Below are 14,816 nucleotides of genomic sequence, written 5' to 3' on the forward strand. Positions count from 1 at the left end.
GCTCCTAAATCAGTTTAATACCGCTTAACCTTATTTATTTTTATATTCGTCATTTAATACCAAACAATCCAACTTTTATCAGACGCTAACTATTAGGCGTCAAGGAAATTCAATTTAATGAGAAGCACTGCGCCAAGAAACAATAAGCTCAAACCGTCAAGCAACCTTATCATGAATGGTAGCGTCCGCGTCCGCGTGATTCGCACTTTACTGGCGATTCAAAATGGTCAGTCGCTAGCGAGCGTCCTTGATCCGCTACTAAACAGTTTGCATGACGGCGATAAAGGTTTTGCTCATGCGCTATTGCTTACGACGTTGCGCCAATGGTACGCCCTTGAGCGTCTACTCGATAGTCTGGCTGATAACTCTATTGATGAAAAAGAAGTACGTACGACGATTCAAGTAGGTTTGACGCAGCTGCTCTATTTGCAAGTGGCTGACCATGCGGCGATTCATGAAACGGTTGAAGCAGCAAAAGAAATCGAATTTGCGCATGCGACCGGTTTAATCAATGCCATCTTGCGTAAAGTCGCTAAGAACCCAAGTAAGTTCCGTAAGAAATGTGATAAAAAACACAGCTTACCGAATTGGCTTGCCTATCAGCTTAAGCAAGATTGGAGTGAGCAGTATGACGATCTGATGCAAGGATTACGTCAACCTGCACCGATGTTTTTACGCGTGAATACAGCGGTTACCTCGGTAGAGGATTATCAGCAAGCATTGGTGGAATTTGAGGTTGAAGCAGATTTGGTTGAGCTAACGAGTGGTTTTAATTTACCCAACTCATCGGATGCAGCCACATCTAATAGCATATTAACCAAAGGTCTTAGACTACATCAAAGTACCGCAGTCAATGCCTTACCACAATTCGCTGAAGGAGCTGCTAGTGTACAAGATATGCATGCTCAGCTTGCCGCGCCGCTTATTCATAACGCTTTAATTAATAAGCTAAGTGTTAAAAGCGATGATGCAGACGGCGATATAGACACCAATAACAACGAGGTTCGAATTTTAGATGCTTGTGCAGCGCCGGGTGGTAAGCTTGCTCATTGGTTAGAATTAATCAGCTCAAATGAGTCTTCGTTGTTTCACGTGAAACAAGACGATGCTGAAACGTCGCCTGTGATTTCGAAAGTTAAGATTACTGCGATAGATAATGAAGCACCACGTATCGAGCGTATTCATACTAATTTACAGCGCTTGAACTTAAGTCAGCACGACTTGCAGCAAGCTGAGAAAAATATTGAGCTTAATATTGTCTGTGCTGATGCGACCACATGGCAAGGGGCGGGTAAGAAAAAGAGTAAGCTCGTATTTGACGCTATATTACTAGACTCACCTTGTACAGCGACAGGCGTAATCCGTCGTCATCCTGACATCAGTATCTTGCGTACTGAAGAAGACGTTGAGCAAACGGCATTGCTACAAGCCGATATCTTGCATAATCTATGGCCACAACTTAAAGTTGGTGGTTACCTCTTATACGTCACTTGCTCTATCCTAAAGCAAGAGAACGTCGAGCAGATGCAGGATTTTATGACTCACTATAACAATGTAGTAGCCATTGAATTTAGCGACGATTGTAATTGGGGTATTGAACAGGCGATCGGTCGTCAGTGCTTGCCAATTGATAGCGAGAGCGGCGATGGTTTCTATTATGCTTTGCTGCAAAAAACTGCTGAATAAACCGTTTTAACTAATAATCTCATTGTAGACAGGACAATCTAATGAAATATATCAGTACCCGTGGTCAGACAGCGCCGATGGATTTTAGTGATGTGTTATTAATGGGTCTTGCCCCAGACGGTGGTTTGATGTTGCCTGAGCACTATCCGAATATTGATAGTGCCACGCTTACTGAGTGGCGTGCGCTGAGCTATCCACAGCTGGCGATGGCGATTATGCAGCGCTTTGCGACTGATATTCCTGCGGCTGATTTGCAAGATATCATTGAGCGCACTTACACTGCTGAGGTGTTTGGCTCTGACGAGATTGTTCCTGTCCGTAAGCTTGACAATAATTTATACGTTTTAGGCTTGTCGAACGGTCCGACATTGGCGTTTAAAGACGTTGCCATGCAGTTTTTGGGTAATGCTTTTGAATATGTGCTTAAAAGAAAAGACGCGCGTATTACCATCATTGGTGCCACCAGTGGCGATACTGGTAGTGCGGCAGAATATGCGCTACGCGGTAAAGAAAATATCGAAGTCTTTATGCTGTCACCGCACGGCAAAATGAGTGAATTCCAGCGCGCGCAGATGTATAGCTTGACTGATAAAAACATTCATAATATCGCTATCGAAGGCATGTTTGATGATTGCCAAGATATTGTCAAAGCGTTACAACAAGATGCTGAATTTAAAGCGGCTTATAATCTAGGTACGGTTAACTCTATTAACTGGGGTCGTATCCTTGCGCAAATCGTTTATTACTTTAAAGCCTATTTTGCCGTCACTTCAAACAACGATGAAAAGGTGAGCTTTAGCGTGCCATCAGGCAACTTTGGTAATATTTGTGCCGGTCATATAGCACGAGAGATGGGTCTGCCGATTGAGCGTTTAATCGTCGCAACCAACGAAAACGATGTACTCAACGACTTCTTTAATCAAGGTGCTTATCAGCCGCGTCCGACTGAAAAAACCTATATTACTTCAAGTCCTTCAATGGATATCTCTAAAGCCTCTAACTTTGAGCGTTTTGTTTATCTCTTATTAGATAAAGACAGCGCCCGCGTTCATGAATTGTTTGAAGGTGTGAAATCTGGTCAAGGTTTTGATTTGTCTGACCTAATGGATGCGGTCAACACGCGCTATGGTTTTGCTGCGGGCAAATCTACCCATAGCGACCGCCTACAAACCATTAAAGCGCTGTATGAGCAGCATGGCGAACTGGTTGATCCGCACACTGCTGATGGCATCAAGGTTGCCAAAGAATTACAGCGCAAAGGCGAGGTGATTGTCTGTGCTGAGACCGCGCTGCCAGTCAAATTTGCAGATACTATCGTTGAAGCCATTGGTTCAATAGATATCGCACGCCCAGCCCATACCGAAGGCTTAGAAGCGTTACCGCAGCATGTGGTGGTGCTTGATAACAACGCTGAGCTAGTCGCTGAGCAAATTCGTCAGCATGTGATACCAAATCCAGCATAAATCAGAGTTGATTTTAATGCTTATTTTCATGAGGAACTCTATAAATTTCAATGACGAACTGTAGAAATAATATTCATATAAAAGTTACGCCATTGTAATAAAGTGTTTATGATTGTGTTATTGTAGATATAATTGTAGTATTAGAAATAGCGTCGGCGACTCATCATTTTGCTAGACGCTTTTTTAGTAATCATACCAGCCAATTACACTGAACAGCTGCCCTATAAGCGTCATGATAATCGTACGGTTAAGTCCTTTTACGACCCTCATTGCTTGTCACTATTTTAATGACAGTCAAAGATTAAGGTTAAGTAATAGATCTAAATGGTACTAATTGTGGCGACAACAGCGGTACATATTGTGGATATAACAATGAAGATGAGCTTAAAAACGATAGCAAAAGCACTGTTAATCACGACATTTAGTAGTGCAATGCTAATGAGTGCTGCCCACGCTAACAATCCACCACCAGCCATCAAAGCGGATGCGCCCAATCGCTATATCGTCAAAAAAGGCGATACGTTGTGGGACATATCAGGACGTTATTTAGACAGTCCGTGGCGCTGGAAAGAAATCTGGGCAACCAATAAGCAAATCAAAAACCCCAATCTTATTTATCCTAACGACATCCTTATCTTATGTGTGATTCAAGGTAAAACCTTGATTGGTGTTGATACTGGCGAAGGTTGTGCTGGGGTTGAAAAGCAGTTAACGGGTAACGTGGTATCTAGCACAGTCTCAGTCACTTCAACAGCCAACAGTATTCCACCGCTTCCGTGGTCTGCTATTCAACACTGGTTAGATAAGACAGTCATCGTTAATCCACAAGATTTTAACACCACGCCTTATATATTGGCCTCTAAAAAAGGCAACTTAATTACCGCCAGTGGTGATAAAGTGTATGCCAAAGGTGTGCCACTGATCGTCGGTCAGCGTTATGGTATCTACCGTGAAGGAGAGCTATATGTTGAGCCAAAAACCCAAGAAGTTATCGGTTTAGAGGTCACGCAAGTTGCGACAGGTTTGGTTACTTCGACAGAAACCAACGGCGTCAGCAGTTTGCAGCTCACCGACAGTTACGACAAAGAAGTACGTGAAGGTGATCGCGTATTCGTTGAGTTGAATAACTCTATTCCACCTGTGTTTTATCCAGCCCCTGCAACGGTCAGTCGTGGTGGCATGATTGTCCGAGTCATGGACTCAATCAGCTCAGCGGCGAAGGGTAGTGTCGTTGCTATCAACTTAGGTAGTACCCATGGTGCTAAGCCTGGTGATGTATTGACTGTCTATCAAAAAGGGGCTTTGATTCGCGATACGAAAGACAATGACACGCCAGTGCGCTTACCAAATGAGCCAAGCGGTATGGTCATGGTATTCAATACTTTCGATAATATTAGCTATGCTTATGTGCTTGATTCAGAGTTACCATTAAACGTCGGCGACCAGCTGTTGCCACCGCCATATCTATAAATGAGTACACTATAAGTGAGAACATGCTCATTTTTGGACGGGACACACTAACTTAGCCTATACGAGCTAGATGATTATGATGGCAGTTACTTCTTCTTTATCAGATGAGCAGCGCGCAGTACTGGCGCTGTGGACTGAGGTGAATGCATCATTATCTGCTTATCATAAGCTCATTACTTCTTTTGGCACAGCAGAGCTTGCTTGGTACGCCAAAGTAGATGCTTGGCGGCAATTGGGTATTCATCATAGCCATCTTGCCCGTCATGAACAGCCAGAGCATACGCAAGCCAGTATCGATAAGATTAAACAAGCGCTCATCGAAGGGCGCTATGGTCTGCTATTCGCCGACCAGCCCGATTATCCTGCACAGCTCTCGCAAATCTATGACCCACCGCCTTTATTATTTTACCGAGGCAATAAATCGCGTTTGCGTCAAGCGCAAATCGCGATCGTCGGTAGCCGAAAACCCACTGCCCATGCCCAAAAAATCACCTTTGATATCGCACAATATTTGGCGCAAGCTGGTTATATCATCACCAGCGGTCTTGCCATGGGTGTCGATAAACGAGCACATCTAGGCGCTTTAGCACAGGCAGATGCTGAATATCAAGGTCGAACGATTGGGGTAATGGGTACGGGTATTGAGGTCAATTATCCCAATCATCATGATAAATTGTTTGCCCAAATAATTGAGCAAGGCGGCTGTATTATTAGTGAGCTATTGCCGCATACAATGCCACATAAGCATACGTTTCCACGGCGTAATCGTTTGGTCGCTGGATTGAGCTTAGCAACGATTGTGACGGAGGCGACCATTCAGAGTGGTTCGCTTATTACCGCGCGTTTAACCTCGGAGCAGGGTAAGCAAGTTTTTGCCATTCCAAGTCATATTGATAATAGCAATGCAGAAGGCTGTCATCATTTGATACGTGAAGGGGCGACTTTAATATATCATCCACAGCAAGTGCTAGAAGACGTCAATGCTCAGTTGGGTTATGAAAGTTATTCTCATAAATCAAAAGATACTGTGGATAGTGGTATAGATATTACCGAATCTAATGGCTCTCAAACGAATCATAGCAAAGCTACTAAACATACAAATAAAGATAAAAACATCGCTATAATGGCTAACCATCCAATACCCTCTAATATCAAATCTGCTCCCAGCGCTATCGTCGTACCAGAGCATTTGACGCTTGTGTATGAGCAGCTTGATTGGCACGGGCAGGATTTAGATGCGCTGATTATCGCTACCAAACTTGCCACACCGCAGTTGATTGGACAGTTAATGGAGCTTGAATTGTCAGGCGTCATTAGTGTGCAAGGCGGACGGTATTTGCGCGTCTAAAATTGTACTTTCTATCGCTTTAGGCTTTTCACTTATCTACTACCAAGTGATTGACGACAGTACAATCTAGGGCGTGTCATCAATTAGATTGTGAGGCTTAAAATGAGAAAAATTGTAGATAAACAAGGAAGCAATTGCCGTTAATATGAACATATTGACAAAATTGCTGACGATGTTTAGCAAAATTTAGCCATTTTAAGACCACTAAACGTACTAATGTGCTAATTGATGACACGCCCTAGGTAGCTGCTAATAAGGTCGCTTTAAACTTCGCTGCCCTAATTTTTCTTAGTCTTATGTTATGATGAGTGCTTAAATTTCTACCTTTTTGAAGCCTTTAAGCCATGGAAAAATCCACATCTTTTATTACTGATTCTGTCACTCAAGCTGCCAAATGGCTTAAAGAAGGACAGCTACTTGCTTATCCCACCGAAAGCGTTTGGGGTATCGGTTGTGACGCTTATGACGAAGCAGCCGTTCAACGTATTTTATCCATTAAACAGCGTCCACAAGCCAAAGGCATGATCGTCATTACTGACAGTGCTGAGCGTTTAATGCCGTTACTAGAGCCTTTAGAAGAAGGTCAGCGCCAACAAATCATCAAGAGTTGGCAGGCAGATACTGACAGTATAGGCCTACGCGGTAAGCAAGCCCATACATGGCTACTGCCTATCCCTCAGACACTTGAAACGACTATCCCTCCTTGGATCACAGGGCAGCATCAAACAGTGGCGGTTAGAGTTATTGCGCATCCTATGATTCGTCAATTGTGTCAACAACTGGTCGACGTTCAAAACCCATTTGGGCTATTGGTTTCCACAAGCTGTAATCCATCAGGGCAAGCGCCTGCTATGACTTTCACTGATGCGTATGGGTATTTTGGCGAGCAAATCAGCTACTTGCAGGCTGACACTCTAGGCTATACTTTACCGAGCCAAATTCGTGACGCAACCACGGGTTTAGTGATTCGTTAGCGCATGACAGTCAACCAAATGATGAGTGTTATCTGTTGATTTCACTATTGACAGAAATAAAAGAATAGCGCAAGATAAGTAGATAAAATAATCAAAACTTATAAAGTAGAGTACATATTAATCATGAAACTAAATCCTGTGACCGAAAAATTTATCTTACATTGGGGTGAAATGGGCTCGCAGTGGGGTGTTAATCGCACCATGTCACAGATTCATGCGTTGTTATTCATCATTGGTAAGCCACTAAATGCTGAAGAAATTACCGAAACACTTGGTGTTGCTCGCTCTAACGTCTCAAACAGTATTAAAGAGTTGCAGCATTGGGGCTTAGTACAAAAGGTTTCCATATTAGGCGATCGTCGCGATCACTTCACGACCAATACTGACGTTTGGGAGCTGGCACGCATCATCGTGGTTGAACGACAAAAGCGTGAGCTTGAGCCAACAGTACAGTTCTTACAAGAATTGATGGACAGTCCTGAATTTGAACATGAAAATAATGAGGTAAAGTCACGTATTCGTGATACCCAAGAATTCGTTAGTACCCTAACCACATGGTCATCTGAGATGCTTAAACTACCCACAAGCATCCTCAAAAAAGTCCTAAAACTGGGCGCTAGTATTAAAAAGGTCTTACGTTAATAGTTAGCTGTGTAATTTAAAATAAAAAATTTACAATATAATTTCTGTTTTGACAGAAATATATGTAATAAATATAAAAGCCAGCTAAGTTCAAGTGAGATAAATTTTTATAAAATAGCAGCAACAAAAAATAGTAATAACAAATGGATGTGTAAAATGACAGTCAATCAGACACACGCTAATAAAGAGCAAGCCATTAAAAAGGCTGTTGCTGCAGTCGAGTGGCAAGACTTGCGCCGGTTAACGCGCGCTCAAATCGCTTACAACGTTATTTTGCCTTATCCGTTTTTATTGTTGTCTTGGTGGTTCGCCAGCCACTCTTGGTATGTCTTAGCATGCGGGGCTTCTTATTTATTCTTTGCTGCCGCTTTTCGCCAAGCGCACGATGGCTATCATCATAGTTTGGGTACAGGAAAACGTACGACCACCGCCATATTATTATTGCTCAGCGTACTATTAATGACCAGTTTGCACAGCATTCGAGCTACCCACATGGCGCATCACCGCAATCCATTGGGCGATAGTGACATTGAGGGCAGTCTAGCAAAAGGCTCATGGTGGCAAGCGCTGCTCGGTGGGATAACTTATCGACTCGATATTTATCGTCAAGGACTGCGTCTAAGTAGCCGCCGCAATCAAAAATTGGCGTGGCTAGAGTTTGCTTTGATTGGTTTAGTCATCATAGTTGCCCTTATATTGACCGCCTTTACTATTCCTACTCTGACCATGTTAGCGCAAGTATTGATGTATCACATAGTGACGATGATGTTGGCCAATGCCAGTGTTGGCATCATTGCGGTGTGGGGCGTGCATCATGATTGTGATGAGACAATCGCCCGAACTGAGCGCAATCCTTTGGTCAACTTGCTGACCTTTAATTTGCTTTATCACGTAGAGCATCATCTCTTTCCTGCTGTGCCATCCAATCATTTACCGACGCTTGCCAAGCGTTTAGATGCAGCAACGCCACATCTGACCAAAGAACATGTATTGCCAAGTATGGTTAACGTCATAGATTTTATTAATCATCGTTGGAACCAATTAAAGAATAAATCTCAAAATAGTAATGATAGTGACTGTCCTATTCGTAAGCGTTTTGCTTAATCAGTAGGCAAAACAAAATCAAGATACTTATCCACCAATTATCCACATGAATTTCATTGGCTTTGGCAACGCCGTATTTATACTGAATTAACGATGAATGTTAATGGGATAAATAGAATGAAAACGAATAATGAGTTAGGTGTGTATCCTTATCTACAAGTGATTATTTTGTTTGCAGGGCTTGGTAGTATGATTGGTGGGTTGATTTCAGAACTGGGTTTATTGTTTGTTTTTAGGAATGCGGACTTTGCGCAGATTGGTTATCAGCCATTGCTATATGTTGGTCTGCTTGGTTTTATTCCTGCTTTATTAACGGGTGTTATCGTCGCTTATAAGAATATATGGCGCGGTGATCATAAGAGTCTACGCACGACATTTTTAGTGGGGTTTATAACGTCAGCAGGTTATATGGGTGCAATCATCCTATATCTAGGCATCAACTCCTTGATAGAGGTTGGTGTGCTATTGGCCTTTATGATTGGTATAGGATTGTTTGGCGCTATCAACTTAGCTATAGCCAGCCGCATTGCTTTACCAAAAGTACGTAAAAGTCATTTTGATATTAGTACTAAAAAAGTAGACGATGACTATAACGGATTAAGTTTTACTAAACGATAAGCGAAAAATATAGGGAGTAGAACATGAATATTTTAATCAGTGGTGGCTCAGGCTTTTTAGGCAGTGCTTTTAGTGACGAGCTTATCAAACGCTATCGTACGCAGGATAAGGACTTACACATTACATGGCTAACACGCGATAACAGCCAAACGCATCCTGACGCGATCAGCATGATGACCTACGATGAGCTAGCGAGTTCGGATAAAAGCTTTGATGTTATCTTAAACCTAGCAGGCGCAGGCATTGCTGACTCGCGCTGGAGCGATGCGCGCAAAGAGCAGTTGCTCGCCAGCCGTATCAAGCCTACCGAATCCTTATTGGCATTTATTAAGCGCACCAGTATTAAGCCCAAGCTAATGGTCAGCGGCTCTGCGATTGGCTGGTATGGCGCACAAGGCGATAAACCTCTTACCGAAAGCAGTGGTTTTGAAACTGATTTTGCCCATCAATTATGTCATGAATGGGAGCAGTTAGCGCTCAAAGCCACTGAACATGGCGTGCCTGTGGCTATCGTGCGTACGGGTGTGGTTATCCATCCTGATGGCGGGATGCTCGGTAAGTTATTAACCCCATTTAAAATGGGTGTCGGCGGACAGTTGGGTGATGGCAAACAAATCATGAGCTGGATCAGCCGTGAAGACTGGGTTGGGGCAGTGATATTCATCATTGAAAAGTATCTTGCTAATTATGCGGACACTCAGACTACCGATGAGCACTCGTTAGAAACTATCAATGATACGCCAGTGCTGGTGTATAACCTCACTGCGCCTAATCCAGTGACCAATCATACTTTTACCAAAACGCTTGGAGCATGGCTACACCGGCCCACCTTTTTTACCTTGCCAAATTTCTTACTTAAGCTAATTTTTGGTGAAATGTCGACTCTATTAATTGATGGTCAAAAAGTAGTGCCGCAAGCATTACAGGACGCAGGTTATGATTTTAAACAGCCAACACTGAAGCAAGCTTTAGAAGAGCAGAAGTCATAGATATTTATGAAGGTTGTTTCATGTGAAACGTAGTCTTTATCATAGGATTCTTTGTTTCATGTGAAACCTAAATAGAGGTGTGTATGAGTGATATTGAGATTAGCGCTACAGCCACAGCATCTAGCTATCCTAAAGCTAAGGTAATAGGAGTTTATGGATTATTAGGTGGTGCGATAGGTGGTCTGATTGTCTTCTTATATATGATTGTGATGTTTGTAATTGACGGTAATGTTTTTAGGCAAGAGTTAACAGATATTTTCAAAATGCTATTAGCTTCTATTGTAGGCGGATTCTTTTTTGGTTTGCTCCCTACGTTAGTAGCTGGATTAACTATATGTAAGTTGAAGATAGTCTTTGATTCCATACTAAAAATAGTACCGTTATTCTTCATTGGATTCTTTAGCACTTTTATATTTTCAGTTTGGATTATAGCAACAGATGTTTTTTTAGAGAAAATAATATTTGGATTGGTTTTTAGCTTGATAGGTGGAGCCAGCGCTGTGATTACAGGTCTTATCGCATTACCTAAATACAAATAAAATTTAAATAATAATTTCACTATTGACAGAAATAAAGTAAATTAAAACAGCCGATTAAATTAAGTGGTCGCGCCAGCAAGACAGCTACTGCTTATCACCAAGTAAGGAGAACATCATGCGTCATCCTTCGTTAGCCAGTGTTGAATGGCAAGATTTGCGTCAGCTTAGTCTGAGCGAGACCGTTTATAATATTTTCTTATCTTTACCTTTTTTATTATTGTCATGGTGGAGCGCGTGGCAAGGGTGGTGGTTACTTGCACTTGTGGCGACATTTTTCTTTTTTACTGCCGCACTGAGACAAGCGCATGATTGCTATCACCGCACTTTAGGGGTGAGTAAAGTCGCCACAGAGCTCATGCTGTTTCTTCTCAGTATCACGATGCTCTGTAGCACGCATGCTATTCGGCATACTCATCTTAACCATCATAGAGATCCACTGGGTGACAGCGATGTCGAGGGTAATTGGGCTCGTCTGCCTTGGTATCAGGCGATATTGGGAGGCGGACTTTTCTCGATTGCGATTCAGTGGTTTGGCTTGACGCATGGTAGCCGCCGCAATCGTATGCTCGTTGGCTTTGATCTGTTGCTCATTTTCGCAGTGATTGCCACCGCTTTTATCACGATGCATCCAGTTTTGATATATCACGTATTGGTGATGATATTGGCCAATATCATGGTGGGATTCTTTGCCGTATGGAGTGTCCATCATGGTTGCGATGATGTGGTATATGCCCGCAGTGAGCGCCATCCATTGATTAATTTGCTAACCTTTAATTTGCTCTATCATATTGAGCATCATCTGTTTCCAGCAGTACCGACCAATCATTTACCAACACTGGCGAAGCGCTTAGATGTTGCCGCACCGCAATGGACGCAGCAGCCAGTCATTCCCTTTTTAGCCGCAGCCAATCAGCACCAAAAATCTAGCGTGACTCAAAAATCCAATGCCAGCCACCTTGATATTTAGTTATCACTCAGAAAGGAGTCGTAAGATGATTATCCAAAACCATATCAACAGTTATAGAGAGCAAGCACATTTATCCATCACCATGTATTACGATGATGCTTGCGTCATATGCAGTACCGAGGCACACAATATGCAAGTGCGTCAGCCCGAGAAGATACGCTTAGTTCCTGTGGAAGAGGGGCTTGATGAGTTGGCGGCCGCAGGATTCAGCCGTAAGGATGCGATGACGTATATGTGTATGCAAGACAGCTACGGCAATTGGTACACGCATATGGATGCCGTGCGGCTGCTCTACAGAACGGGCGGCGTGAAATTGTCAACGTTGTTATTTTTGCCAGTAGTCAAACAACTTGGTGACTTCGCTTATCCGTATATCGCGCGTAATCGCTATAGAATCCCGAATTGGGTGACCAAGCTGCTCTATGGCAAAGCGCTGATGCAGGCTTGTGAAAACGGCGTTTGTAAAATAGCACCAGATAAAAGTTAAAGTACGTTTTGTGGCAACAGCACCTTGGGCGTAAAGCATATGAAGTTTTCGTGGAAAAAATGAGGCTATATCCAGAGCATCAAATTTTTCACGTAAGATAGCGTTATCTTTATCTAAGCAGACTTGATTATGTGGTTCTTTATTGTTTTCACTCAGTTGCTAGCTGTTATGACCAGCGTGCTTCTCTGCTGGTTTGTAAAGCCAAAAACGACTGCTGCAAAAGCTGCACTGATAGCTGTTGTCTTTATTATTAATAATAGTGCTCTCATTTATGGTTTGACTGAGTTTTGGTACGAACGCTTTTATGTCTATTTAGTCATCAGTATTTTGCAAGGTTTTATGTTTTATGCGGGTTTGATAACTGCTGTAGTTGCGCTCCTTGTCTATCGGCTCTTTAAACAAAAATCTCGTCCAATACTCTTGCGCGCTCTATCTGTCACGATTTATATAGCCATTGTTAGCTTAGCCGTATTTAATGCCTACTCGCCCGAAGTACATCGATTGACGGTCACTACAGCTAAGCCGCTGGCTAAGCCAATGAAGATAGCGCTTGTCTCTGATACGCATCTGGGCAGATGGTTTGGCAATCGGCAGATAAAGAAAATGGTGCGCCTTATCGATGCGCAACATCCCGATGTCGTGGTTATCGCTGGTGACATTATGAATGACAATACCATTGCTTACGATAATACCAATATGCATGAGCAGCTATCAAAGCTAAAGGCGCCGCTTGGCGTCTATGCGACTTTAGGCAATCATGATTATTTCGGTTATGACCAACAGATCACACAGGCGGTGGAAGAGGCTGGCATCAAAGCGCTTGATAATGAGAGTGTGCTATTAGATGATTCAGTATGGCTGGTGGGGCGCTCAGATGATATCGATCGTACTAGACTGTCAGCCGAGGAATTATTGACGCAAGTAGACACAGATAAACCAGTGATATTTTTGGAACATCGTCCTAGCGCGATGGATGAGGTCAGCGCCCTGCCAGTCGATTTGCATCTGTCTGGACATACCCATGGCGGGCAGATATTTCCGTTAACGCTATTGATGGATTGGTTGACACCACTAAACTATGGTAGTAAAAAAATAGCCGATACGCAGTTTTTGGTGACCTCTGGTTATGGCATTGGTCCCGTACCATTTAGACTGGGAACGCGTTCTGAGATTTGGATAATTACGTTGCAGTCTGGTGTATGAGCCATTTAAATAAACAGTGTTACCCTAATGATAAAGCCTCTACTATATCTAAATGGTAGAGGCTTTTATTTGCTGTTAGGCTGGCTGATAGCTATTTTGCTTGTATTGTCAGCTAAAAACATACTGCATGGCTGCCATCATACTCAAGGATTTTTCATGCGCTACGCATTTTTTATCACCATTTTTGTGCTATTGCAGCTGTTTAGTGTCGGTGCAGCTCTAAGCGTGCAATGGTGGTTACAGCCTTGGCAGACAGCAGGTTTGCAAACTTCGGTATGGGTCATCGTATTCGTTATTACCAACGGTTTGCTGCTACTCAGTGTCAATAGAGCATTTGCCAATAGCTATCGCTGGATCAGTGGTTGGATGTTAGTTATGCATTTCATGCTATTGACGGCTTTAGTTACCAGCCTATTTTATGGTGGCTATTGGTTAATCACATCGCTAACTGGTGATGCGCTCGCTACACCGGCTACCGTCGATTTTGGGTTGCGCATATTGGCATTGGCAATATTTATCGGGTTGTTTTTCTATGCCCTATACAGTGCTTATGCGCCTGTGGTACGTGAGTTATCTGTTAATATTGATAAACCTTTGGCTAAGCCTTTACGTATTGTGGTCGCTAGCGACTTACATATCGGGAGACTGTTTGGCAGTGGTGCAATAGATAGACTGCATCATCTTATGGTAAAAAATACAGCCGATATATTGCTAATGCCGGGCGATATCATGGATGATAATACGCAAGCATTTACTGATTATAATATGGCGAAAAACTTTGCGGAGTTATGCAAAAGCTTGCCGTATGGTGTTTATGCGACATTGGGCAATCATGATTTATACGGGCATGAGCAGCCGATTGTCCAAGCGTTGCGTGCTGCTGGCGTGCAGTTGTTAAATGATGAAGTAATCGGCATCGAGCATGAAGGTCAACCAGTCTGGCTGATAGGGCGTTTTGATAACCATAAAAGACAGCGGGTAGCCACAACCGATCTACTGGCTCAAGTTGATACTACACAGCCAGTGATACTGCTAGATCATAGACCAAGTGATATTGCTGAGCACAGCCAAATGCCGATTGATTTACAGCTCTCAGGGCATACCCATAACGGTCAAATATTTCCCGCCAACTTTATTGTCAGTGCCATCAATCGCTTGGGTTATGGCTATGAAGCCATTGGCAAAGGACACTTTGTGGTGTCATCTGGTTACGGCTTTTGGGGCATTCCATTTCGCTTGGGTTCGCGCTCAGAGATTTGGCTGATCACTTTGAATGGTCAGGTTGGAGATAACGTTTAAGCAAGTCATATTTAAGAAAACAATGCT

At 43.0% G+C, this 14,816-nt stretch carries 14 protein-coding genes; all 14 read left to right on the forward strand.

The genetic code is table 11. From position 1 onward, the window contains the following. Nucleotides 1-117: 117 nt before the first annotated feature. The 14 genes from B2575_RS07145 to B2575_RS07210 all read left to right on the forward strand — a co-directional run bounded on the left by B2575_RS07145 (nt 118) and on the right by B2575_RS07210 (nt 14,789). Nucleotides 118-1,686: a transcription antitermination factor NusB gene (locus B2575_RS07145; protein ID WP_296240839.1), complete on the forward strand. Its 1,569-nt coding sequence runs from the start codon at nt 118-120 to the stop codon at nt 1,684-1,686. Between the two features lie 41 nt (nt 1,687-1,727). Beyond that, the gene (gene thrC / locus B2575_RS07150) at nt 1,728-3,149 is read left to right on the forward strand and encodes a threonine synthase (RefSeq protein WP_296240841.1); all 1,422 of its coding nucleotides are present in this window, start codon (nt 1,728-1,730) and stop codon (nt 3,147-3,149) included. 372 nt (nt 3,150-3,521) lie between these two features. Further along, nucleotides 3,522-4,619: a LysM peptidoglycan-binding domain-containing protein gene (locus B2575_RS07155; RefSeq protein ID WP_227697689.1), complete on the forward strand. Its 1,098-nt coding sequence runs from the start codon at nt 3,522-3,524 to the stop codon at nt 4,617-4,619. 76 nt (nt 4,620-4,695) lie between these two features. Next, the gene (dprA, locus tag B2575_RS07160) at nt 4,696-5,967 is read left to right on the forward strand and encodes a DNA-processing protein DprA (protein ID WP_296240843.1); all 1,272 of its coding nucleotides are present in this window, start codon (nt 4,696-4,698) and stop codon (nt 5,965-5,967) included. Between the two features lie 344 nt (nt 5,968-6,311). Then, nucleotides 6,312-6,941, forward strand: a complete 630-nt coding sequence (locus B2575_RS07165; protein ID WP_296240845.1) for an L-threonylcarbamoyladenylate synthase — start codon at nt 6,312-6,314, stop codon at nt 6,939-6,941. Nucleotides 6,942-7,064: 123 nt separating this feature from the next. Next, nucleotides 7,065-7,583 (forward strand): GbsR/MarR family transcriptional regulator, encoded by a 519-nt coding sequence (locus B2575_RS07170; RefSeq protein ID WP_045447558.1) that lies wholly within the window; start codon nt 7,065-7,067, stop codon nt 7,581-7,583. A gap of 156 nt (nt 7,584-7,739) precedes the next feature. Continuing rightward, nucleotides 7,740-8,687: a fatty acid desaturase family protein gene (locus tag B2575_RS07175; RefSeq protein WP_296240848.1), complete on the forward strand. Its 948-nt coding sequence runs from the start codon at nt 7,740-7,742 to the stop codon at nt 8,685-8,687. 117 nt (nt 8,688-8,804) lie between these two features. Further along, nucleotides 8,805-9,305, forward strand: coding sequence for a hypothetical protein (locus B2575_RS07180; protein ID WP_296240850.1), 501 nt, complete (start codon nt 8,805-8,807; stop codon nt 9,303-9,305). Nucleotides 9,306-9,328: 23 nt separating this feature from the next. After that, nucleotides 9,329-10,294 carry a TIGR01777 family oxidoreductase gene (locus B2575_RS07185; protein WP_296240852.1) on the forward strand — a complete coding sequence of 322 codons (966 nt, stop codon included), beginning with the start codon at nt 9,329-9,331 and terminating at the stop codon, nt 10,292-10,294. Between the two features lie 83 nt (nt 10,295-10,377). Continuing rightward, nucleotides 10,378-10,833 (forward strand): hypothetical protein, encoded by a 456-nt coding sequence (locus tag B2575_RS07190; RefSeq protein ID WP_060492098.1) that lies wholly within the window; start codon nt 10,378-10,380, stop codon nt 10,831-10,833. A gap of 115 nt (nt 10,834-10,948) precedes the next feature. Further along, a complete protein-coding gene (locus B2575_RS07195) occupies nt 10,949-11,800 on the forward strand; it encodes a fatty acid desaturase family protein (RefSeq protein WP_060492097.1) in 852 nt (283 codons plus the stop codon). 25 nt (nt 11,801-11,825) lie between these two features. After that, nucleotides 11,826-12,287: a thiol-disulfide oxidoreductase DCC family protein gene (locus B2575_RS07200; RefSeq protein ID WP_201501685.1), complete on the forward strand. Its 462-nt coding sequence runs from the start codon at nt 11,826-11,828 to the stop codon at nt 12,285-12,287. A gap of 129 nt (nt 12,288-12,416) precedes the next feature. Beyond that, the gene (locus B2575_RS07205; RefSeq protein WP_296240855.1) at nt 12,417-13,490 is read left to right on the forward strand and encodes a metallophosphoesterase; all 1,074 of its coding nucleotides are present in this window, start codon (nt 12,417-12,419) and stop codon (nt 13,488-13,490) included. A 156-nt stretch (nt 13,491-13,646) separates the two neighbouring features. Beyond that, nucleotides 13,647-14,789, forward strand: coding sequence for a metallophosphoesterase (locus B2575_RS07210; protein WP_296240856.1), 1,143 nt, complete (start codon nt 13,647-13,649; stop codon nt 14,787-14,789). Nucleotides 14,790-14,816: the final 27 nt, after the last annotated feature.

This window comes from Psychrobacter sp. UBA6739 (assembly GCF_002453835.1).
Lineage (GTDB): Bacteria > Pseudomonadota > Gammaproteobacteria > Pseudomonadales > Moraxellaceae > Psychrobacter > Psychrobacter immobilis_A.

What these genes read in the sequence shown, in the direction of transcription:
- B2575_RS07145 (WP_296240839.1), top strand. Translation starts at nt 118, where the DNA reads ATGAGAAGCACTGCGCCAAGAAACAATAAGCTCAAACCGTCAAGCAAC.
- thrC (WP_296240841.1), top strand. Translation starts at nt 1,728, where the DNA reads ATGAAATATATCAGTACCCGTGGTCAGACAGCGCCGATGGATTTTAGT.
- B2575_RS07155 (WP_227697689.1), top strand. Translation starts at nt 3,522, where the DNA reads ATGAAGATGAGCTTAAAAACGATAGCAAAAGCACTGTTAATCACGACA.
- dprA (WP_296240843.1), top strand. Translation starts at nt 4,696, where the DNA reads ATGATGGCAGTTACTTCTTCTTTATCAGATGAGCAGCGCGCAGTACTG.
- B2575_RS07165 (WP_296240845.1), top strand. Translation starts at nt 6,312, where the DNA reads ATGGAAAAATCCACATCTTTTATTACTGATTCTGTCACTCAAGCTGCC.
- B2575_RS07170 (WP_045447558.1), top strand. Translation starts at nt 7,065, where the DNA reads ATGAAACTAAATCCTGTGACCGAAAAATTTATCTTACATTGGGGTGAA.
- B2575_RS07175 (WP_296240848.1), top strand. Translation starts at nt 7,740, where the DNA reads ATGACAGTCAATCAGACACACGCTAATAAAGAGCAAGCCATTAAAAAG.
- B2575_RS07180 (WP_296240850.1), top strand. Translation starts at nt 8,805, where the DNA reads ATGAAAACGAATAATGAGTTAGGTGTGTATCCTTATCTACAAGTGATT.
- B2575_RS07185 (WP_296240852.1), top strand. Translation starts at nt 9,329, where the DNA reads ATGAATATTTTAATCAGTGGTGGCTCAGGCTTTTTAGGCAGTGCTTTT.
- B2575_RS07190 (WP_060492098.1), top strand. Translation starts at nt 10,378, where the DNA reads ATGAGTGATATTGAGATTAGCGCTACAGCCACAGCATCTAGCTATCCT.
- B2575_RS07195 (WP_060492097.1), top strand. Translation starts at nt 10,949, where the DNA reads ATGCGTCATCCTTCGTTAGCCAGTGTTGAATGGCAAGATTTGCGTCAG.
- B2575_RS07200 (WP_201501685.1), top strand. Translation starts at nt 11,826, where the DNA reads ATGATTATCCAAAACCATATCAACAGTTATAGAGAGCAAGCACATTTA.
- B2575_RS07205 (WP_296240855.1), top strand. Translation starts at nt 12,417, where the DNA reads ATGTGGTTCTTTATTGTTTTCACTCAGTTGCTAGCTGTTATGACCAGC.
- B2575_RS07210 (WP_296240856.1), top strand. Translation starts at nt 13,647, where the DNA reads ATGCGCTACGCATTTTTTATCACCATTTTTGTGCTATTGCAGCTGTTT.